Consider the following 17,514-nt stretch of genomic DNA (forward strand, 5'->3'; position numbering starts at 1 on the left):
TCGCGACCGACTCCGGTTCGACGCCGCCTTTCGCGCTGGCCCCGACCCATTTCTCACGCCAGAAGCCGCCGTACGTCCAGGTAGCCCCCCCGATACCCGCGAGAACGGCGTTTCGGACAAATTTATGTATTAGGACTCCCTCTCTCGGGGTGCAATGGCGAAAGGCGAGGTTGACTTCTTCAACGACACTGGTGGCTACGGTTTCATCGATACCGACGAATCCGACGAGGACGTGTTCTTCCACATGGAGGACATCGGCGGTCCGGACCTCGAAGAGGGGCAGGAGGTCGAGTTCGACATCGTGCAGGCCGACAAGGGCCCGCGCGCCGAGAACCTGACCCGCCTCTAAGTCGGTTCGATACCACCAGTTGCGGTAGCGGTTCCGGGCGGTGGCGGTACTCGTCTCCTCTCGCGAAGCGGACTTCGGTTATTTTCGACACGCCCCGGGCGAGCGCGTTCGCGCTCGCTCCGGGGGTGTCCCGGTCCTCGCAGTCGAAGAGCGACGGCTCCTCGCGGTTCGCGAGCGACGGCTCCTCGCGACGGGGAAGCGAGGGCTCGCAGCGAGGCAGCCGGCGTGCGCGAATCGTGAAGCGTTTACTCTCGGCCCCGGAACGGTCGTGACATGACCGAGACGCTCGACGACGACCTCTATCGGCGGACGAAAGCGCTCCTCGAACCCGGCGACGTGGCGCTGAACGGCGTCGTCGTCCACACCGACTACGACGGCCAGTCCGACGTCCAGATGATGCAGGCGACGCTCGACGTCGCGGACGTCATCGCCGAACACAGCGGCCACGACCCCGAGGACGTGTACGTCGAGAGCGGGAACGACGACCCGAACTTCTCCTCGAACCAGCACCAGGGCCTCACCATCGACGACGAGGAGTTCGTGTGGGAGTGCCAGCAACTCCTGCGCGAGGGGAGCTTCGACATCGTCATCTACTACCTCGCCGAGGCGGACCACGACGCGATCGTCGCCGGCGTCGAGGACCTCGGGTTCGACGTGACGGGCGTCCGCGGCGACGAGTAGGCCGCGAGCCATCGGGGACTCCGTTTGGCGGGTGTTTCGAGCCAGATGCGTCTGGTTTCGCGTGCTCGAAAGACCCGCGTTCCTTATACGGTCTCGGGACTGACAGCCTAGGAAATGGGACGGGGAGAGGTCGACTACGAGCTGGACGACGTGGATCGCGCGGTCGTGAACGCGTTCCAGGGCGGGTTCCCCGTCGTGGAGCGGCCGTTCGAGCCGGCGGCGGCGGCGCTGCGCGAGCGCGCGATCGACGTCGAGGCCGACGAGCTGCTGGCGCGCGTTCGGACGCTGGACGACGAGGGCGTGCTGTCGCGGTTCGGGCCGCTCGTGAACGCCCAGGAGATCGGTGGGGCGGCGACGCTCGTCGCGATGCACGCGCCGGAGGACCGCTTCGAGGAGGTCGTCGAGGCGGTGAACGCGCATCGGGAGGTCGCGCACAACTACAAGCGCGAGCATCCCCACCTGAACGTGTGGTTCGTCGTGAGCGTCGCGGACCCCGAGCGCGTCGAGTCGGTGCTCGCGGAGATCGAGGCCGAGACCGGTCAGGAGACGTACAACCTGCCGAAGCAGGAGGAGTTCCGCGTGGAGGCGAAGTTCCTCGTCGACGGGCCGGTTCCCGAGGGCGACGTCGACCTCGCCTCGCTCGGGCCGAGTCCGGCGCCGTCGGGCCGCGGGACGCTGACGCCCGAGGAGCGCGACCTCGTGCTCGAGGTCCAGGACGGCCTGCCGGTGACGGCGACGCCGTACCGGGACGTCGCCGAGCGCATCGGCGCGGACGTCACCTGGGTCCTGGAGACGCTCCGGCGGTTCGAGGTCGAGGGGAAGATCCGACGCATCGGGGTGGTGCCGAACCACTACGCGCTCGGGTACACGGAGAACGGGATGACGGTCTGGAACGTCCCGGACGACGTCGTAAGCGAGGTCGGACCGGCGGTCGCGAGTCTCGAGTTCGTGACGCACTGCTACGAGCGACCGCGCCACGAGGGCGTGTGGCCGTACAACTTCTTCGCGATGACCCACGGCCGTAGCGAGGAAGAGAGCGCCGAGCGCGTCGAGCAGGTCCGAGAGGTGATGAGCGAGTACTGGGACGTCGGCGACGAGGACTGGGACACGCTGTTCTCGACGCGCATCCTGAAGAAGACGGGCATCCGGATGGCCGAGCGCGCGGACGCGAACACCGACGCGGACGCTGGCAAGGAGTCATCCTCGGACGAATCGACGGACGCGAACGAATCGTCGAACGCGGACGGATCGCCGACGGAGGAGTCGGCGGTGGACGCGTCGAGGTGACCCTTTGATCCCGCTCTCCCACGACTTCGAGGGCGAGCGCGTGCTCGTCGTCGGCGGCGGTCGGGTCGGCGCGCGGAAGGCCCGCCGGTTCGCTGCCGAGGCCGACGTCGTGGTGGTGTCGCCGGGGTTCGCGGACGCGGCCTTCGGCGGCGCCGAGCGGATTCGTGCCGAGGTCGCGCCCGGGGACGTCCCCGGGTGGTTCGACCGCGTCGACCCCGTGCTCGCGGTCGCCGCGACCGACGACGGCGCGCTGAACGCGCGCGTCGAGAGCGTGGCGCACGAGCGGGGCGTGCTCGTGAACCGGACCGACACGCACGGCGGCCGTGATGCAGGGAGCGTCGTCGTGCCGGCGACGGTCCGGGACGACCCCGTGGTCGTCTCCATCGCGACCGGGGGCACGAGTCCCGCACTCTCCCGGTACCTCCGCGAGCGCGTCGAGGACGAACTCGACGGCGCGGGCGCGATGGCCGAACTCACGGGCGCGCTCCGCGAGGACCTGCAGGCTCGCGGCGTCGACCCGGAGCGACGACGGGACGTGGTACGTGCTGTCGTGCGGTCGCCGGACGTTTGGACAACTTTACGTACCGGTAACGCGAAACCACGACAACTGATTGACGACGTCCTCGCGGACGTCGCACCCGATCTCGCTAACTCATGAAGGACACAGGCGTCATCACGGGCGTTCGCGTCACACACAGCACCGGGAGCGTCGACGACGTGGCCGCGGCGAGTCGACGCGAGTCCGCGGCGGTGCTCGGGACGCTCGCCGCGACCGACGGGGTCGAGGAGGCGTTCGTCCTCCAGACGTGCAACCGGGCGGAAGCGTACGTCGTGACGACCGACGTGGGAACCGGCCGGGCGGCACTCGCCGAGTACGGCGCGGACGCCGCCGAGGACGCGCGCGTCGAGATGAGCCACGAGGAGAGCCTCGAGCACCTGCTGCGGGTCGCGGCGGGCCTGGATTCGCTCGTACTCGGCGAGGATCAGGTGCTCGGGCAGGTCCGGGACGCCCTGGAGACCGCCCAGCAGGTCGGGACGGCGTCGGACATCCTGGAGGACGCGGTCCTGAAGGCGGTGCACGTCGGCGAGCGAGCGCGGACGGAGACGGACGTGAACGAGGGCGTCGTGAGCCTCGGGTCGGCGGCGGCCGAGCGCGTCGCCGCCGAGCGAGACCTCGCGGGGGCGACGGCAGTGGTCGTGGGCGCGGGCGAGATGGGGACGCTCGCGGCGCGCGCGCTCGCCGACCGCGGCGTGGGCCGGGTCGTCGTCGCGAACCGCACCGTCTCGAACGCCGAGCACGTCGCGGGCGAACTGGACGTCGAGACGGAGCCGGTTCCCTTGTCCGCACTCGATACCGTCCTGGACCGGGCGGACGTGGTGCTATCGGCGACGTCGAGCGACGAGTTCGTCGTCGAGGCGGGCGACCTCGACGGGGAGCGCGACGTGACGGTCGTCGACCTGGCGCAGCCCCGCGACGTCGACCCCGCGGTGGGCGACCTGTCGTCGGTGAGCGTGCACGACCTGGACACGCTCGAGGACCTGACCGCGGAGACCCGCGAGAACCGGCGGGAGGCGGCGGACGCGGTCGAGCGCATCGTCGGTCGCGAACTGGAGAACCTCCTCGAGCAGTTCAAGCGCCAGCGCGCGGACGAGGTCATCGCGGCGATGTACGAGTCCGCCGAGCGCGTCAAGGAGCGAGAGCTCGAGACGGCGCTGTCGAAGCTCGACCTCGACGACGCGGAGGCCGAGGTCGTCGAGTCGATGGCGGATTCGCTCGTCTCCCAGTTGCTGTCCGCGCCGACGAAGAGCCTGCGGGACGCGGCGGCGGACGACGACTGGTCGACGATCAACACGGCCCTACAGCTGTTCGACCCCGAGTTCGGGAGCGAGGGGATGCCGCCCGCTGTCGCAGCGATGCTGGCGGCCGACGACAGCGATGACGCGCCGAGCGAGCCGCCGCTCGGTGCGTTCACGGACGACGACTAGGCGGTTCCGCGACGCGGTCGATCTCGATTCTACCGGCGCCGGAGTCTGGTAGCGACGGTGCTGACGACGCCGGCGAGTGCGGCGAGGGCGCCGAAGCCCGGGCTCTCGCCGGCCGCTGGCGTGTCGTCTGCGGTCGCCGCGTCGCCGGCCGTGGTCGCCGCGTCGCCGGCCGTTGTCGTCGCGTCGCCGGCCGTTGTCGTCGCGTCGCCGTCGTCGCCCGCGGCGGTGCCGTCGGTCGTCGTGGTCCCGGTCGAGTCGTCCGCGGGCGCGAACTTCGAGAGCTGCCCGCTGTCCCCTCCGGGGCCACTGTCGGCGTCGGTGGCGACGTAGAGTTCGCCGTCGTGGTCCGCGCCGAACGCGAGCACGAACCGGTCGAAGCCGCCGCCTGGTGCGACCGCGAGGTCTTCGCGCGTCCACGTCTCGCCCGTCGGGTCGGCGACGAACAGGCGCTGTCGCCAGTCGCCGAAGACGTACTGGCCTTCGACTGCGGGGACGTCGCTCCCGCGATAGACGTGGCCGCCGACGACGGCGATGCCGACGTCGTGGTCGTACTCGAGCACGGGGTCGACGAGCGGGTCGCCGTCTGGCGTCTCCGTCGGACAGTCCTCGGCGTCGAAGCAGTGTCGGCCCTCGCGGACGTTCCAGCCGTAGTTGCCGCCCGCTTCGATCACGTTCACCTCCTCGTAGCGGTTCTGGCCGACGTCCGCGGCGATCAGGCGGTCGTCGTCGAAGCTCAGCCGCCACGGGTTCCGGAGGCCCCACGCGTACTGCTCGGGGAGGCCCTCGCGGTCGACGAGCGGGTTGTCGTCGGGGATGCCGTAGGGTTTGCCGTCGGTACTGCCGTCCACGTCGATGCGGAGGATACTCCCGAGGAGGTTCTCGGTGACGTCCTGGCCGTTCCCGCCGGCGTTCGCGTCGTACCAGTCCTCGACGTGACCGGTGCCGCGGTCGCCGCCACCGCCGCCGTCGCCGACGGCGACGTAGAGGTAGTCGTCGGGGCCGAACGCGACGTCGCCGCCGTTGTGGTTGCCCTGGGGCTGTGGGATCTCGAGGAGCGTGCGTTCGTCGTCGACGGCGAGCGCGCCGTCGTCGTCGACCGGGAGTTCGTCGAGGACGAACGTGTGCGAGTACCCGCTCGGGGTGCCGTCGCGTCGCGGGGCGCTGTACCGGACGTACGCGCGAGAGCCGTCGGGGTGGAAGGCGAGCCCGAGCAGTCCCCGCTCGGTGTAGCCGGAGCCGACGTCGACCACGCGGTCTGTGAGGTCGGCGACCGGAGTGGGGCCGTCGGCGTCGACGCGGTAGACGGTCCCGGGCTGGTCGGCGACGTACGGGCGGTCGTCGCCGGGCCGGAACGCGACAGCGGCCGGCGACCCGAACCCCTCGGCGACGGTCTCGAGCGCGACGACGGCGTCCGCGTCTGCGTCGCTGGAATCGAGGCCACCGAACGGGAGGTCGAGACAGCCGGCGAGTGCGCCAGCACCGGCGCTAGCACTCGCGGCGGCGCTCGCGAGCACGTCGCGCCTGCGCAGCGGAGTCATACCCGAACGTACGGCGTCGTCGCACTTAGTGGCACGCGAGGCGGCGAGAGGCGAGTGTTCCCCCCCAATACGCCTCGGTTCGCCGACGGCCCTACAGGCGCGCGACGTACCGTGCGGTCGCGTCGAGCGTCGCCGGCGACAGCGCGTACGTGTGCCCCCACCAGTCCGGGTCGTAGCCGACGTCCCGCGAGAACCGCCCGAGACAGCCCGACCCCGGCCACTGGGTCTCGCCGCCGGCGGTCGTCTCAGCGTACGCGGTCGCGAGCGGCGTCGCGATGGCGCCGCTTCGACCGTCGCCGACCGGAATCACCGCGCCGAGGTCGTGCTCGCAGCCGCGGTCGACGACCTCGCGCGCCTCGGACGGCGTGACGAGCCCGTGCAGGACCTCGTGTATCGCCATGTTGGCCGTGACCGCGGCGTCGTCCCAGCGCTCGGTCGCGCCGACGTTCGCGAACGACACCGGCCCGCCGTCGAGGAGGTGCGTGCGATTCCCGCCGTACCCGATCGACTGACCGAACGGCGCGTCGACGAGCATCAGGTGGAGGGCGTCGGGGTCCCGGCGGTCGGTCGCGTCGAGCCAGTCCGCGGTCGACTCCCACACCGCCTGGCTCGTGTTCGTCACGACAGTCCGATCGCCGGCCGTCGCACCCGCGACGACGTCGTGGTCGACGCGCCGGTCGAGCGCGGCGTTCGCGTTCCGCGCGACCTGCTCGACGCCGCTGTCGACCGCCCGCCGGACCCGCCGGTAGACGGCGTCGTCGATCGAGGGGACGCGATGCACGGCCACGCCGACGGTCACGGCGTCCTCGTCGGCGTCAGCGCGGTCGGCGCGGTCGTCGCGCGACCCGGTTCGAGTATCGAATCGGCCGGCAGGCTGGATGGCGGGCACTCCCGCCGCGATGCCTCGGAGGAGCGAGCGTCTGGACGGCACGCCACCGCCTTCTCGTCGGACCGGCGTAAGTCTCCTCCCCGGAGCGGGCGCGGCGCGCGCTCAAGTGCGGCGTCCGCTCGCGGTCGCACCGCGGCGCTCAGGCGTCCTTTCGCATCTTCACGTGCGGGATGCCCGCCTCGTCGAACTCGTCGCCGAAGCGCTCGTACCCGAGTCGCTCGTAGAACCCTGCGGCCTGCGTCTGTGAGTGCAGGAGGAACGCGTCGAACCCGCGGTCGCGACCCACGGCCTCCAGTTCGTCCATCAGCGCCCGTCCGACGCCCGTGCCGCGGACCGACTCGACGACGGCGACGCGCTCGACCTTCCCCACCGCCGCCTCGTCGCGGTCCTTCGGCCGCAGTCGGGCGGCGCCGACGGGACGCTCGCGGTCGATCGCGTCCGCGTCGGCGCCCTCGTCCACGTCGTCCTCGACGTCGACCGCCTCGACGGCCGTCGCGTACGCGGCGACGTGCGTCGTCGCCGCGTCGTCGTCCCAGTCGTCCCACTCCAGGTGCTCGTCGACGTCCTGCTCGTCGACGAACACCGCCTGCCGGACGGCGAACGCGTCCTCGCGCTCGCCGTCCGAGTCGGCGGTCGTCACGCGTACGTCGGTCATGCGAGAGGCGACGGCGGCGACGACCGAAGGGGTTTCGCTCCCGGAATCCACTCGCCGCCCGCGGCCGGTGTCAGACGAGTCCGCCGCCGGTCGCGACCACCATCGACGCGTACACGTCGCCGTCGGGGTCGACGTGGACGTCCACGCCCGCGTTCGAGAACCGCTCGTTCAGGAGGAACGCGCGGACGTCGTCGTTCGCGAAGAACGATTCGACGAACGTCGACGCCACGGCGTCCGCGTCCGCGAACCCGTCGATGCCCCGCTGGGAGCCGTCGCCGGAGACGACGCGGCGGACGACCTGGAACCGACCGATGCGGAACTCGTCGAGTCGCCCGTAGAGCTCGCGCGCGCTCCCGTCGCCCTCGACGACCGTGTACGCGGTCGCGTACCGCGCCGCCGACCGCGCCGACTCGGTCGCGGAAAGCGGCGTCTCTCGCTGGTCGTTCACGGCCGCGAGAATCTCGTCCGCCGCGGCCGACAGCGAGATGCCGCCCGCGCGCTCGCTGTTCCCGGGCGCGTCGGGGATCTCCGGCGGCGTGTACGCGTCCCAGAGGAGGTAGCCGCCGCCGACGGCCGCCACCGCACCGGCCGCGCCGTACCCGAGGAGCGCGCGCCGCGTCGTCGGCACGAGCGACTCCGCCGCCTCGACGTCCGCAGCCGAGTTCACCGGCACCTGCTCGAACTGCATCCCCCCACAGTTCGAACACGGCGGATTGTGCTTCGGCGAGCGGTCCCCGCAGTGCTCGCAGCGCCACTCGAACCCAACACCGTCTCCCGCGTCGTCCATCGTCCACAGCAAACGACCGAGCGCCCAAACCGCTACCGACTCGCCGCGCACGCGCCAGCCCACCGACTACGCGCGTCGAAGAACGGAGAGAAAAACCGGGGCGGCTCTACGAGAAACCGCCTCCGACAGTTTCTCGATGTTTTCGCGGCTCCGCCGCGAAAGGACGAGCGGCTCTACGAGAGTCGCTCGATATTCCCGGAAATCGAAGATTTCCGGGCGCTCGAAAAGCTCAGGAGAGCTTTTCGATGTTCTCGATGACTTCGTTCGCGAACTCGGTCGTGGAGACCTTCTGGGCGTCGTCGAGGTTGCGGGCGAAGTCGTACGTTACGACGCCGCTGGAGATGGTTTCCTCGACGGCGTCGCGGACGAGCGTGGCGGCGTCCGTCCAGCCCATGTAGTCGAACATGAGTTCGCCGGAGAGGATGAGCGCGCTCGGGTTCGCCTGGTCCTGGCCGGCGCGCTTCGGGGCGCTGCCGTGGACGGGTTCGGCGAGGACGCGCGCGTCACCGAAGTTCGCGCCGGGTGCGATGCCGAGGCCGCCGATCTGGGCGCCCGCGGCGTCGCTGAGGTAGTCGCCGTTGAGGTTCGGCATCGCGAGGACGTCGAACTCGTCGGTGCGGAGCTGCATCCACTGGAGCATCGCGTCGGCGAGGCGTTCCTCGACCATGACGGCGTCCTCGGGGATGTCGATCTCGTCCTGGGTCTCCCAGAGCGAGTCGGGTGCGGCGAACACTTCGTCGTCGTCGTACTCTTCTTCGGCGACCTCCATGCCCCACTCGGAGAACTGGCCTTCGGTGAACTTCATGATGTTCCCCTTGTGGACGAGCGTGACCGTGTCGCGGTCGTGCTCGATCGCGTAGTCGATCGCTTTGCGGACGAGGCGCTTGCTGCCCTTCTCCGTGATGGGCTTGAGGCCGATGCCGATCTCGCCCTCGTGCATGACGTCGTCGAAGCCCATGTCGTCCTCGACGAAGTCCCGGACCTGCTCGACTTCGTCGGTGCCGGCTTCCCACTCGATGCCGGCGTAGACGTCTTCGGTGTTCTCGCGGAACGACACCATGTTCATCTCCTCGGGCGCTTTCATCGGCGACGGGACGCCGTCGAGGTAGTACGTGGGGCGGACGTTCGCGTAGAAGTCCAGCGTCTGGCGGAGCGCGACGTTCAGCGAGCGGAAGCCGGCGCCGACGGGTGTCGTGAGCGGGCCCTTGATGGCGACGCGGAACTCGTCGATCGCGCGGACGGTGTCCTCGGGGAGGTTCTCGTCGTAGCGCTCGCGAGCGGACTCGCCGGCGTAGACGCGCATCCACTCGATGTTGCGGCCGGTCGCGTCCGCGGCGGCGGAGAGCACCTTCTGGGCTGCCGGTCCGACGTCCTTCCCGATACCGTCCCCGTGAACGATGGGGATGATGGGGTTCTCGGGGATGTCGAGTTCGTCAGCCTCCTCGTCGACGACTTCGATCGGCTCGCCGTCCGACGGCACGTCGACCTTCTCGTACTCGTGGCTCATAGTCGGTTAGATGGTCGGAATACCCGCCTAAAAGGGCTATCATTTGCTCGCGAGACCTGCGGTGTCGGGGAGTTCGCGCCGACTCACGGACCGGTCGGTGGGGTGGTTTTCACGGGTCGGTCACGGCGAAAACAGCGCACGGTCGCGGCGACGAGTTCCCCGGCGGCAGCGACGTGGTCGGCGCAACTGTGGCGACGACGGCGACGACGATAGCAGCGACGAATCAGCGCGACTGCGGCGACGTGATCGGCAGGCAACTGGCTTCGAGCGCGGCGTCGGTTCGGGCGTCGAACGGCGGGTCGGGCGTCGAACGGCGGATCGGGGTCGAGCGGCGGGTCGTTCGCGGACGACGGTCGGAATGTGGTGTGCGTGCGGTACCGGTCGGCGGTCGATGCTGGTTGGTGGTGTGGGCCCGGTCGGCTGCGGCGTGGCCTGCGCCGCGTTGGACCGGGGGACGTGCGTGGTCGGCCACGACGTCTGCGTCTCCGTCGTGGGGTGGTCGGGGTTCGGTGCGAGTCGGCCGCGGTGCAGGCGGTTCACCGCGGGGGTCGCGGGTCGGCGTCGTGGTGTCGGTTCGAGTCTGTACGGTTCGTGGTTCCGGTCCGGGTCTGTGCGTTTCGTGGTCTCGATCGTCGGCTGTGCGAATTCGTGGGGTCGACCGCGGTGCGTGCAATTCACCGCGGGCGTCTCGCGTCGAGGTAGTCGGCATGCGGTACGGGCGGCCGCGGCGCAGGCAATTCGCCGCGGCGGTCGACTTCGTGCCGGTTCGGGTTCGAACGGTGACCGCGGTGCAGGTGATTCACCGCGGGCGTCGTTGGTCGGAGGCCCGTTGGTCGGCGGTCGGTCGGTGCGTTCGTGGGTGTCGCCCGCTGCGTCGTGGTCGCGCGGACGACGTCACGGTCGTCGCAAGCGTATTGTCCGCATCACATCCAAGACAACAGTTAGCACACGTCAAGTACTTTGGGGCCGAATTGATCGTGGCCCACGACTCGACGCTCCCGCAGCCGGAAGTCCCGACTCCGGCCGAGCCCGAGCGGCAACCATTAAATCGCCGCGGGCCGCGTCCCCGGTCGTGCAAGTCATCCTCCACGGCGGGGCCGGCAGCGCCCCCGACGACCCGGAGCCCAGACAGCGAGTGCTCGACGACGCCGCGGCAGCGGGCGCGGCCGCGGAGACGCCCCTCGACGCGGTCGAGACGGCTATCCACGAGTTGGAGTCGTCGCCGCGGTTCAACGCCGGCGTCGGCGGCGCGGTCCAGTCCGACGGCGTCGTCCGCACCGACGCTGGCGTCATGACCGACGACCGCGCGGCGGGCGCGGCGTGCTCGATGCCCGGCGTCGAGCACGCCGTCAGCGCCGCGCGCGTCGTCCTCGAGGAGACCCCGCACGTCCTCGTCTCCGGCGAGCACGCCGTCTCGCTCGCCGACGCGTACGGCGTCGAGACCGACGTCGACCTCCACACCGAGCGCACGCGCGAGAAGTTCGACGACGCCGACCCACCCTCGGGGTCGCCGCGCGAACACCTCGCGTGGCTCGCCGACCGGTTCGGCGGGATGGAGCGCGCGTCGACCGACCCAGGGAGCGCCGGCCGCGACGGGGACGACGAGTGTGGCCGCGACCACACCGACCACGACACGGTCGGTGCGGTGGCGCGCGACGGCGACCGGCTCGCCGCCGCGACGTCCACAGGCGGGCGCTGGTTCGCGCTCGCGGGTCGCGTCGGCGACGTCCCCCAGATCGGGAACGGGTTCTACTGCGCGCCCGCGGGCGGTGCGAGCGCGACCGGCGCCGGCGAGGACATCGCACGCACGACGCTCGCGCGACGCGCTGTCCGGCACGTCGAGGCCGGCCGCGACGCGGACGCGGCCGCCAGCCTCGCCATCGAGGAGTTCGGCGAACTCACCGGCTCGTCGGCGGGCCTCATCGTGCTCGACGCCGACGGCAACGCCGGGAGCGCGTACAACTCCGAGCGGATGCAGACCGCCGTGGCCATCGAGTAACGCGATACCGCGGGCCACGTTCGTCGCGCCGTTGGCGACGTCGCGACGTGAACCCGTCGCCATCCGTCGCGAAACGGCACCGACGCGACGGCACTCGTACGAGGATTTCGACTATCGTCGTACCCCATCTTTATCATCGTCGATTTCGATATAGGGATATGCTCGAACAGCCCCAGTTCCGCGGCGAAGTCTGCCCCGAATGCGACACACGGACCATCAACGTCCAGGGCGTGGACGCCTGCCCGGACTGCGCGTGGATCGCAGAGGACTGACCCGCGCCAACCGCGGGAGAGACTGCCGGCCGTCGATGCGGAGACGCAACCTCTTTCTCGCCGACTGATGTACGCTGGTGCATGAGCGACGTCGACCTCGACGCCGAGCAGTACGAGAAGCATCGCGAGGCCGGTGAGATCCTCGCGCAGGTACGCGACGAGGCAGCCGACCGCCTGGAGGTCGGCACGAGCTACCTCGAGATATCGGAGTGGACCGAGGACCGCATCCGCGAACTCGGCGGGACGCCGGCGTTCCCCGTGAACGTGAGCGTCGACGAGGAGGCCGCACACGGGGCCGCCGGCCCGGACGACGACCGCGTCGTCGGCGAGGAGATGGTGAAACTCGACATCGGCGTGCACATCGACGGCTGGCTCGCCGACACCGCCGTCACCGTCGACTTCTCGGGGAACCAGGAGCTCGTCGAGGCCGCCGAAGAGGCGCTCGACGCCGGCCTCGACGTCGTCGAAGCGGGCGTCGACGCGGGCGAGATCGGCGCGGCCATCGAGGACGTCATCGACGGCTACGGCTACAATCCCGTCGTGAACCTCACCGGCCACGGCCTCGGGCACTGGGAACAGCACACGTCGCCGACCATCCCGAACCGCGCGGTCTCCCAGGGAGCGACGCTCGAAGCGGGCGACGTCGTCGCCATCGAGCCGTTCGCGACCGACGGCTCCGGGAAGGTCTCCGAAGGCCAGCAAGAAGAGATCTACATGCTGGAACGCGAGGCATCCGTCCGCGACCGGAGCGCCCGACAGGCCCTCGAGCAGATCACCGAGGAGTTCAAGACGCTCCCGTTCGCGACGCGCTGGCTGGACGTCTCGCGCCCCGAGATGGCGCTCCGCCGCCTGAAGATGAACGACATCGTCCACGGCTACCCCGTCCTGAAAGAAGAAGACGGGTGCCTCGTCAGCCAACGCGAACACACCATCATCGTGACCGAAGACGGTTGCGAGATCACCACGCGCTCGCGATAGGACAGCCACCCAGAGTCACAGTCGACGCGATATCACTTCGGAAACGTCGACCTGGCGGTCGTCGTATGCTCGTGCGGCCACCTTCCCCCTGAAACGCCGACCTGGCGGTCGCCGTATGCTCGTGCGGCCACCTTCCCCCTGAAACGCCGACCTGGCGGTCGCCGTATGCTCGTGCGGCCACCTTTTCCAAAAAATCGTGTTGCCGCCGTCACCCCAGTGCCGGCGGCGATTGGTCTGTCTTGGACACCCCCGTGCCCACCGATGCGTCAGGCGTTGTTCATGCGTTGGCTCGAGCGATTCCCACAGCGTTGGCATTCGGCCACGCGGTAGGGTTCGCGCGAGAACTCCGCATTTTCCTCCTTCAGGCTCTCTGTACGGATCTGCACGGACACCTGGTGCAGCGTGTTGGTGTCGCAGTCGGTGCAGTGCTCCGTCAGGCCGTCGAAGGAGTTGTCAGTCGTTGCCATCTACAAACCACATGTTACCCCGATTGGTAATAAATCGATTCGTCGGTTTTCGTAGCGGAAGGGCGAAAAATAGCAGACGGGACCGCCGTAGGTGGCTTCGAAGGCAAGAGATAGTTCTATACCGTCTAAAACACCCTCTCGGGCGTTCGTCCGGCGCTAACGGAAAGCATCTCAGTCGGTTGTCAATGGTTTTCACGTAGTTATGGGCTGGTTAATGTCCACGAAATTTTACTTTCGAGCGGCGGAGCGGCGGCCCTTTAGATCGCGGTCGATGCGTGGTTTCAAACCCACGACCCCCCATGTCCGCGTATGGACCAGGTGTTCGCGCCGTGGCGCATCGAGTGGGTCGAACGCGACGACAAGAACCCAGACGTCGACTGTGTGTTCTGCGAGTTCCCCAACCGCGACGACGCCCGGAACGCGCTCGTCGTCGCACGCAACGACGACGCCGTCGTCATGCTCAACAACTACCCGTACAATCCCGGGCACGCAATGGTCATCCCCGCCGCGCACGAGGGCGACTGGCGCGCACTCGACGACGACCAACTGCTCGCACACGCCCGCCTCAAACAGCGCACGATCGACGCGATGGACGACGCGTTCGACCCCGACGGCTACAACGCCGGCGAGAACCTCGGCGGAAGCGCCGCCGGCGGCAGCATCGACGACCACCTCCACACGCACGTCGTCCCCCGCTGGACCGGCGACACGAACTTCATGCCCGTCCTCTCGGACACGACCGTCATCGTCGAAGCCGTCACCGACACCTACGACCGCCTCCACGACGCATTCGCCGCCCAAGACGACGCGACCGTCGCCGACGCCGGCTACGTCCAGTTCTGACGCAGCCGACGCACGAAACGACCCCCTGCCGGGAGCCGTACGCTCGTGCGGGCAGCTCCACTCCGAAACGGCTCCCTGACGGGAGACGTACGCTCGTCCGGGCAGCTCCACTCCGAAACGGCGACCTGGCGGTCGCCGTATGCTCGTGCGGGCAAATACACCCAGAAACGGCGACCTAGCGGTCGCCGTACGCTCGTGCGAGCAGGGGAGTCGACACGCCCTTGACACCCCACGCCGTAGCCGGACGCGATGAGTGACGCGACGACGATGCGCAGGGTGGGTGCGCTCGTCCTCGCCGTGAACCTCGCGCTCGCCGTCGGGAAGACCGTCGTCTACCTCGACGGCGGGAGTCTCGCCGTCGGCGGCGAGGCCGTCAACAGCTTCGCGGACGCCGCCTACAGCGTGTTCGTGATCGTCGGACTCTACCTCACCACGCAGCCGCCCGACTTCGAGCATCCCCATGGCCACGAGCGCATCGAGCCGTTCGTCGCGCTGTTCGTCGCGACCGGCGTGTTCGCCGCCGGCGGCGCCATCCTCTACCAGGCCGGGCAGGCGCTGCTCGCGGGCGAGACGACCGTCGACTTCGGGCTGTCAGCGGTCGGTATCCTGGTCGCGTCCGCCGTCACGAAGTACGTCCTCTATCGGTACGTGTACGCGAAGGGGCAGGAGACGCATTCGCCGGCGCTGAAAGCGGCCGCGCTCGACAACCGCAACGACGTCCTCACCGCGTGCGCGGCGCTCGTCGGCGTGCTCGGCGTCCGCGCCGGCTACCCACTGCTAGACCCCATCGCTGCGGGGTTCGTCGCGCTCGCCGTCCTCTACACGGGCGTCGAGATCGTCCGCGACAACGTCGGCTACCTCGTCGGGAGCGCCCCGCCAGAAGCGTTGCGCGCGGAGATAATCGAGCGCGCACTCGCCCACCCCGAGGTCGAGGGCGCGCACGACGTCGTCGCGCACTACGTCGGCCCGGAGGTCGACGTCTCGCTCCACATCGAGGTCGAGGGCGACCACACGCTCTTCGAGGCCCACGACATCGAGACGGACGTGATGGAGGCGATCCGAGACCTCCCCGAGGTCGACGACGTGTTCGTCCACGTCGACCCGAAGGAACTCGGCGAGTGGAAGGCGGACGCGGACGTCGACCGGCTCGCAGAGGGTCGCCGCGAGGACTGAGCGCTCCGCGGACGTCGTCGACGCGTCGGCCGTGACTGGTCCGACCGGGTTAGCGTTTTGTCGTCGCCGCCCCTGGCTGGGGGTATGCCTTCGACGCTCGTTCACGTGGCACTCGGTGGGCTGGTCGGGTGTGCGCTCCTCGGGGCGGCGTTCTCGCCGCGCGCGATCGCGGTCGTGCTGGTGGCCGTCGCGGCGGTCGACCTCGACACGTTCCTCGGGTGGGTGGTGCTCGGCGCGCATCGGTCTGCGTTCCACACCGTCCTCCTCCCACTGGTTCTCGGCGCGGTCGTCGCGTGGGACGCCTGGGGACGCGAGGAGTCGTTCCTGCGAGCGCGCGTCGGTGAGACGGCACCGCGGGTCGCCGGCGTCTCCGTGGTCGCAGTCGCGTTCGCCGGCATCGGGCCGGACCTCGTCACGAACGGCGTGAACGTGCTCTGGCCGGTGCACGACCAGTTCTACGAGGTGACGGGGAAGACGTACCTCAGCGACCGGAAGGGATTCGTCCAGACGTTCGTCGACCTCGGGAACGAGGAACCAGTACAGGACGCGAACCTGGGGTCGTCGAGGGAACGCCAGTACTACACGGGCGCGGACAGGGACCCCGGGCAGTCGGGCGAACCCGTGGTCGAGGAGCGAGTCTTCCCGCTCGCGAACTCGGGGACGCAACTGTTGCTCGTCGCCACGGGCGCGCTCGTCGTCGCAAGCCGGGTCGTCGAGGACGTCCGCGAGCGGCGGGCGTGAACTGGTCGCCAGCGACGACCGCGGCGGCCCCAGCAGGCGACCCGGTCGCTACCGGGACCGGAAGGTTCGTCGTCGCGCCGCTGGACGCTTCGTGCATGGACGTCACGATTCGACCGTACGACCCGAACCGGGACCGGGACGCGCTCTGGGAGCTGAAGGCGGGGTTCGAGCGCGGTCTCGGCGCGGGGACGGGCGACGACGCGAAGGAGGCGACGTACGAGGACAAGCTCACGGCGGCGTATCGCGCGGACTGGCTCGCGTGGGTGGAGCGCTGCGTCGGGGACGACGAGCGGTGCGTGACGGTCGCGAGCGCGCCCGACGAAGCCGGCGAGGACGCACTTCTCGGGTACGTGTTCGTGCTCCCCGAGCGCCTCGCGTTCGTGTGGGACGCCGCCGTCCTCAACGAGGTGTTCGTCGTCCCCGACGCCAGAGGGACCGGGGTCGCGGACGACCTCGTGGACGCCGCGGTGTCGCTCGCGCGCGACCAGTCGCTCCCGCTCGACAGGCTGGTACTGGACGTCGACCGCGAGAACGAGCGCGCGAAGGCGTTCTACGACCGCCACGGGTTCGCGCACTGGGGCGAAATGGTCGCGAAGGAACTGTAGCGACTGTCGCGACGCTCGCGTCGCCCCGGTCAGGTCGCGTCGGCGACGACGCCGCCGATCGCGCCGAACGCGACGGGGTAGACGACCCCGGCGAGGATGACGGCGTTCGGGAGGGAGACGCCGAGGCTCGCGCCGTCGCCCTCGGCGGCGAAGACGAGGGCGCCGACGACGACGAGCGCGAGCTGGCCGATGGCGACGAGCGCGCCCGCGACGGCGGACTGGCTGGTGCCGCGGACGCTCGGCGAGGACGCGGCGAGGTAGCCGGCGGCCGCGAGGCACAGCGGCGGGACGACGTACGCGAGCGCGAGCGCCGACCCGCTCGCGAGGTCGATGACGCTGAACGTGGACTCGGTGAGCGCGCCCTCGTAGGTCAGTTCGACGAACTGCGCGTTGAACAGCACGTAGCCCGCGGCCTTCCAGGCGGGGACGGTATCGCGGAGTGCACCGAGGACAGCCTGGTTGAACGCCTCCCCGAAGCTGTCGGGGTCGGGGAGTTCGACGAACGTCCAGAGGAGGAACGAGACGAGGTACGAGGCGACGAACGCGCTTGCACCGGCAGCTGCTCCCCTGATCGCGGTCGACCCGTTGATGCCGCTGCGGATGGCTCCCTGCCCGGTACCCGTGCCGTCGCGCGTCGTCGAACGTGCACACATATCGGATGTCAGTCGGAACCACGCGGTAATAAACCGGGGGCTAGCTGGCAGGTCGTCAACTGGTCGCCGGGGCGAGTGCACGAACCGACGGGGTTACGGCGGCG

The 17,514-nt window shown here is 69.8% G+C and carries 17 protein-coding genes and 1 pseudogene; 11 read left to right on the forward strand and 7 right to left on the reverse strand.

Annotated features, from left to right (window positions below; genetic code table 11):
- Positions 1–154: 154 nt before the first annotated feature.
- From G9C85_RS06735 to hemA, 5 genes are all read left to right on the forward strand, one after another.
- Positions 155–349: a cold-shock protein gene (locus tag G9C85_RS06735; protein ID WP_166038176.1), complete on the forward strand. Its 195-nt coding sequence runs from the start codon at positions 155–157 to the stop codon at positions 347–349.
- Positions 350–622: 273 nt separating this feature from the next.
- Positions 623–1,030 (forward strand): DUF5778 family protein, encoded by a 408-nt coding sequence (locus G9C85_RS06740; RefSeq protein WP_166038178.1) that lies wholly within the window; start codon positions 623–625, stop codon positions 1,028–1,030.
- A gap of 114 nt (positions 1,031–1,144) precedes the next feature.
- Positions 1,145–2,317: an Lrp/AsnC family transcriptional regulator gene (locus tag G9C85_RS06745; protein ID WP_166038179.1), complete on the forward strand. Its 1,173-nt coding sequence runs from the start codon at positions 1,145–1,147 to the stop codon at positions 2,315–2,317.
- Positions 2,318–2,321: 4 nt separating this feature from the next.
- Complete coding sequence (locus G9C85_RS06750) at positions 2,322–2,975, forward strand: bifunctional precorrin-2 dehydrogenase/sirohydrochlorin ferrochelatase (RefSeq protein WP_166038181.1); 654 nt, start codon at positions 2,322–2,324, stop codon at positions 2,973–2,975.
- The gene (hemA, locus tag G9C85_RS06755; RefSeq protein WP_166038183.1) at positions 2,972–4,303 is read left to right on the forward strand and encodes a glutamyl-tRNA reductase; all 1,332 of its coding nucleotides are present in this window, start codon (positions 2,972–2,974) and stop codon (positions 4,301–4,303) included. Before G9C85_RS06750 ends, hemA begins: the two co-directional genes overlap by 4 nt.
- Positions 4,304–4,569: 266 nt before the next feature.
- Here the strand turns inward: hemA and G9C85_RS06760 are convergent.
- The 5 genes and pseudogenes from G9C85_RS06760 to icd all read right to left on the reverse strand — a co-directional run.
- Positions 4,570–5,841 (reverse strand): annotated as a pseudogene (locus G9C85_RS06760) (PQQ-dependent sugar dehydrogenase); the annotation flags it as partial.
- Between the two features lie 91 nt (positions 5,842–5,932).
- The gene (locus tag G9C85_RS06765) at positions 5,933–6,772 is read right to left on the reverse strand and encodes a hypothetical protein (protein ID WP_166038186.1); all 840 of its coding nucleotides are present in this window, start codon (positions 6,770–6,772) and stop codon (positions 5,933–5,935) included.
- A 97-nt stretch (positions 6,773–6,869) separates the two neighbouring features.
- On the reverse strand, positions 6,870–7,385 hold the full coding sequence (locus G9C85_RS06770) for a GNAT family N-acetyltransferase (RefSeq protein ID WP_166038188.1): 516 nt from the start codon (positions 7,383–7,385) through the stop codon (positions 6,870–6,872).
- Positions 7,386–7,455: 70 nt separating this feature from the next.
- On the reverse strand, positions 7,456–8,172 hold the full coding sequence (locus tag G9C85_RS06775; RefSeq protein WP_166038190.1) for a zinc ribbon-containing protein: 717 nt from the start codon (positions 8,170–8,172) through the stop codon (positions 7,456–7,458).
- A gap of 229 nt (positions 8,173–8,401) precedes the next feature.
- Complete coding sequence (icd, locus tag G9C85_RS06780; RefSeq protein ID WP_166038192.1) at positions 8,402–9,679, reverse strand: NADP-dependent isocitrate dehydrogenase; 1,278 nt, start codon at positions 9,677–9,679, stop codon at positions 8,402–8,404.
- Positions 9,680–10,751: 1,072 nt separating this feature from the next.
- Here icd and G9C85_RS18825 point away from each other — a divergent pair.
- Together G9C85_RS18825 and map are read left to right on the forward strand one after the other, a co-directional pair.
- Positions 10,752–11,678, forward strand: coding sequence for an isoaspartyl peptidase/L-asparaginase (locus G9C85_RS18825; RefSeq protein ID WP_166038194.1), 927 nt, complete (start codon positions 10,752–10,754; stop codon positions 11,676–11,678).
- Positions 11,679–12,031: 353 nt separating this feature from the next.
- Positions 12,032–12,928, forward strand: coding sequence for a type II methionyl aminopeptidase (gene map, locus G9C85_RS06790; protein ID WP_166038195.1), 897 nt, complete (start codon positions 12,032–12,034; stop codon positions 12,926–12,928).
- Between the two features lie 266 nt (positions 12,929–13,194).
- Here map and G9C85_RS06795 read toward each other — a convergent pair whose 3' ends face one another.
- Positions 13,195–13,395 (reverse strand): hypothetical protein, encoded by a 201-nt coding sequence (locus G9C85_RS06795; protein ID WP_166038197.1) that lies wholly within the window; start codon positions 13,393–13,395, stop codon positions 13,195–13,197.
- Between the two features lie 309 nt (positions 13,396–13,704).
- On the opposite strand from G9C85_RS06795, the gene G9C85_RS06800 reads away from it, so the two are divergent.
- The 4 genes from G9C85_RS06800 (at position 13,705) to G9C85_RS06815 (ending at position 16,757) form a co-directional block, all read left to right on the forward strand.
- On the forward strand, positions 13,705–14,238 hold the full coding sequence (locus G9C85_RS06800) for an HIT family protein (RefSeq protein ID WP_166038199.1): 534 nt from the start codon (positions 13,705–13,707) through the stop codon (positions 14,236–14,238).
- A 249-nt stretch (positions 14,239–14,487) separates the two neighbouring features.
- Positions 14,488–15,411, forward strand: coding sequence for a cation diffusion facilitator family transporter (locus G9C85_RS06805; RefSeq protein WP_166038201.1), 924 nt, complete (start codon positions 14,488–14,490; stop codon positions 15,409–15,411).
- 84 nt (positions 15,412–15,495) lie between these two features.
- Positions 15,496–16,152, forward strand: a complete 657-nt coding sequence (locus G9C85_RS06810) for a metal-dependent hydrolase (RefSeq protein WP_166038203.1) — start codon at positions 15,496–15,498, stop codon at positions 16,150–16,152.
- A gap of 95 nt (positions 16,153–16,247) precedes the next feature.
- Complete coding sequence (locus G9C85_RS06815) at positions 16,248–16,757, forward strand: GNAT family N-acetyltransferase (RefSeq protein ID WP_166038206.1); 510 nt, start codon at positions 16,248–16,250, stop codon at positions 16,755–16,757.
- A 29-nt stretch (positions 16,758–16,786) separates the two neighbouring features.
- Here the strand turns inward: G9C85_RS06815 and G9C85_RS06820 are convergent, their stop codons facing one another.
- A complete protein-coding gene (locus G9C85_RS06820) occupies positions 16,787–17,410 on the reverse strand; it encodes a hypothetical protein (protein ID WP_166038208.1) in 624 nt (207 codons plus the stop codon).
- Between the last annotated feature and the right edge of the window lie 104 nt (positions 17,411–17,514).

This window comes from Halorubellus sp. JP-L1 (assembly GCF_011440375.1).
Lineage (GTDB): Archaea > Halobacteriota > Halobacteria > Halobacteriales > Natrialbaceae > Halorubellus.

Excerpts from the sequence above, each read along its gene's own strand:
- icd (WP_166038192.1), bottom strand. The coding sequence starts at position 9,679 with ATGAGCCACGAGTACGAGAAGGTCGACGTGCCGTCGGACGGCGAGCCG.
- G9C85_RS06800 (WP_166038199.1), top strand. The coding sequence starts at position 13,705 with ATGGACCAGGTGTTCGCGCCGTGGCGCATCGAGTGGGTCGAACGCGAC.
- G9C85_RS06815 (WP_166038206.1), top strand. The coding sequence starts at position 16,248 with ATGGACGTCACGATTCGACCGTACGACCCGAACCGGGACCGGGACGCG.
- G9C85_RS06775 (WP_166038190.1), bottom strand. The coding sequence starts at position 8,172 with ATGGACGACGCGGGAGACGGTGTTGGGTTCGAGTGGCGCTGCGAGCAC.
- map (WP_166038195.1), top strand. The coding sequence starts at position 12,032 with ATGAGCGACGTCGACCTCGACGCCGAGCAGTACGAGAAGCATCGCGAG.
- G9C85_RS06735 (WP_166038176.1), top strand. The coding sequence starts at position 155 with ATGGCGAAAGGCGAGGTTGACTTCTTCAACGACACTGGTGGCTACGGT.
- hemA (WP_166038183.1), top strand. The coding sequence starts at position 2,972 with ATGAAGGACACAGGCGTCATCACGGGCGTTCGCGTCACACACAGCACC.
- G9C85_RS06745 (WP_166038179.1), top strand. The coding sequence starts at position 1,145 with ATGGGACGGGGAGAGGTCGACTACGAGCTGGACGACGTGGATCGCGCG.
- G9C85_RS06805 (WP_166038201.1), top strand. The coding sequence starts at position 14,488 with ATGAGTGACGCGACGACGATGCGCAGGGTGGGTGCGCTCGTCCTCGCC.
- G9C85_RS06770 (WP_166038188.1), bottom strand. The coding sequence starts at position 7,385 with ATGACCGACGTACGCGTGACGACCGCCGACTCGGACGGCGAGCGCGAG.
- G9C85_RS06810 (WP_166038203.1), top strand. The coding sequence starts at position 15,496 with ATGCCTTCGACGCTCGTTCACGTGGCACTCGGTGGGCTGGTCGGGTGT.
- G9C85_RS06795 (WP_166038197.1), bottom strand. The coding sequence starts at position 13,395 with ATGGCAACGACTGACAACTCCTTCGACGGCCTGACGGAGCACTGCACC.
- G9C85_RS06740 (WP_166038178.1), top strand. The coding sequence starts at position 623 with ATGACCGAGACGCTCGACGACGACCTCTATCGGCGGACGAAAGCGCTC.
- G9C85_RS06820 (WP_166038208.1), bottom strand. The coding sequence starts at position 17,410 with ATGTGTGCACGTTCGACGACGCGCGACGGCACGGGTACCGGGCAGGGA.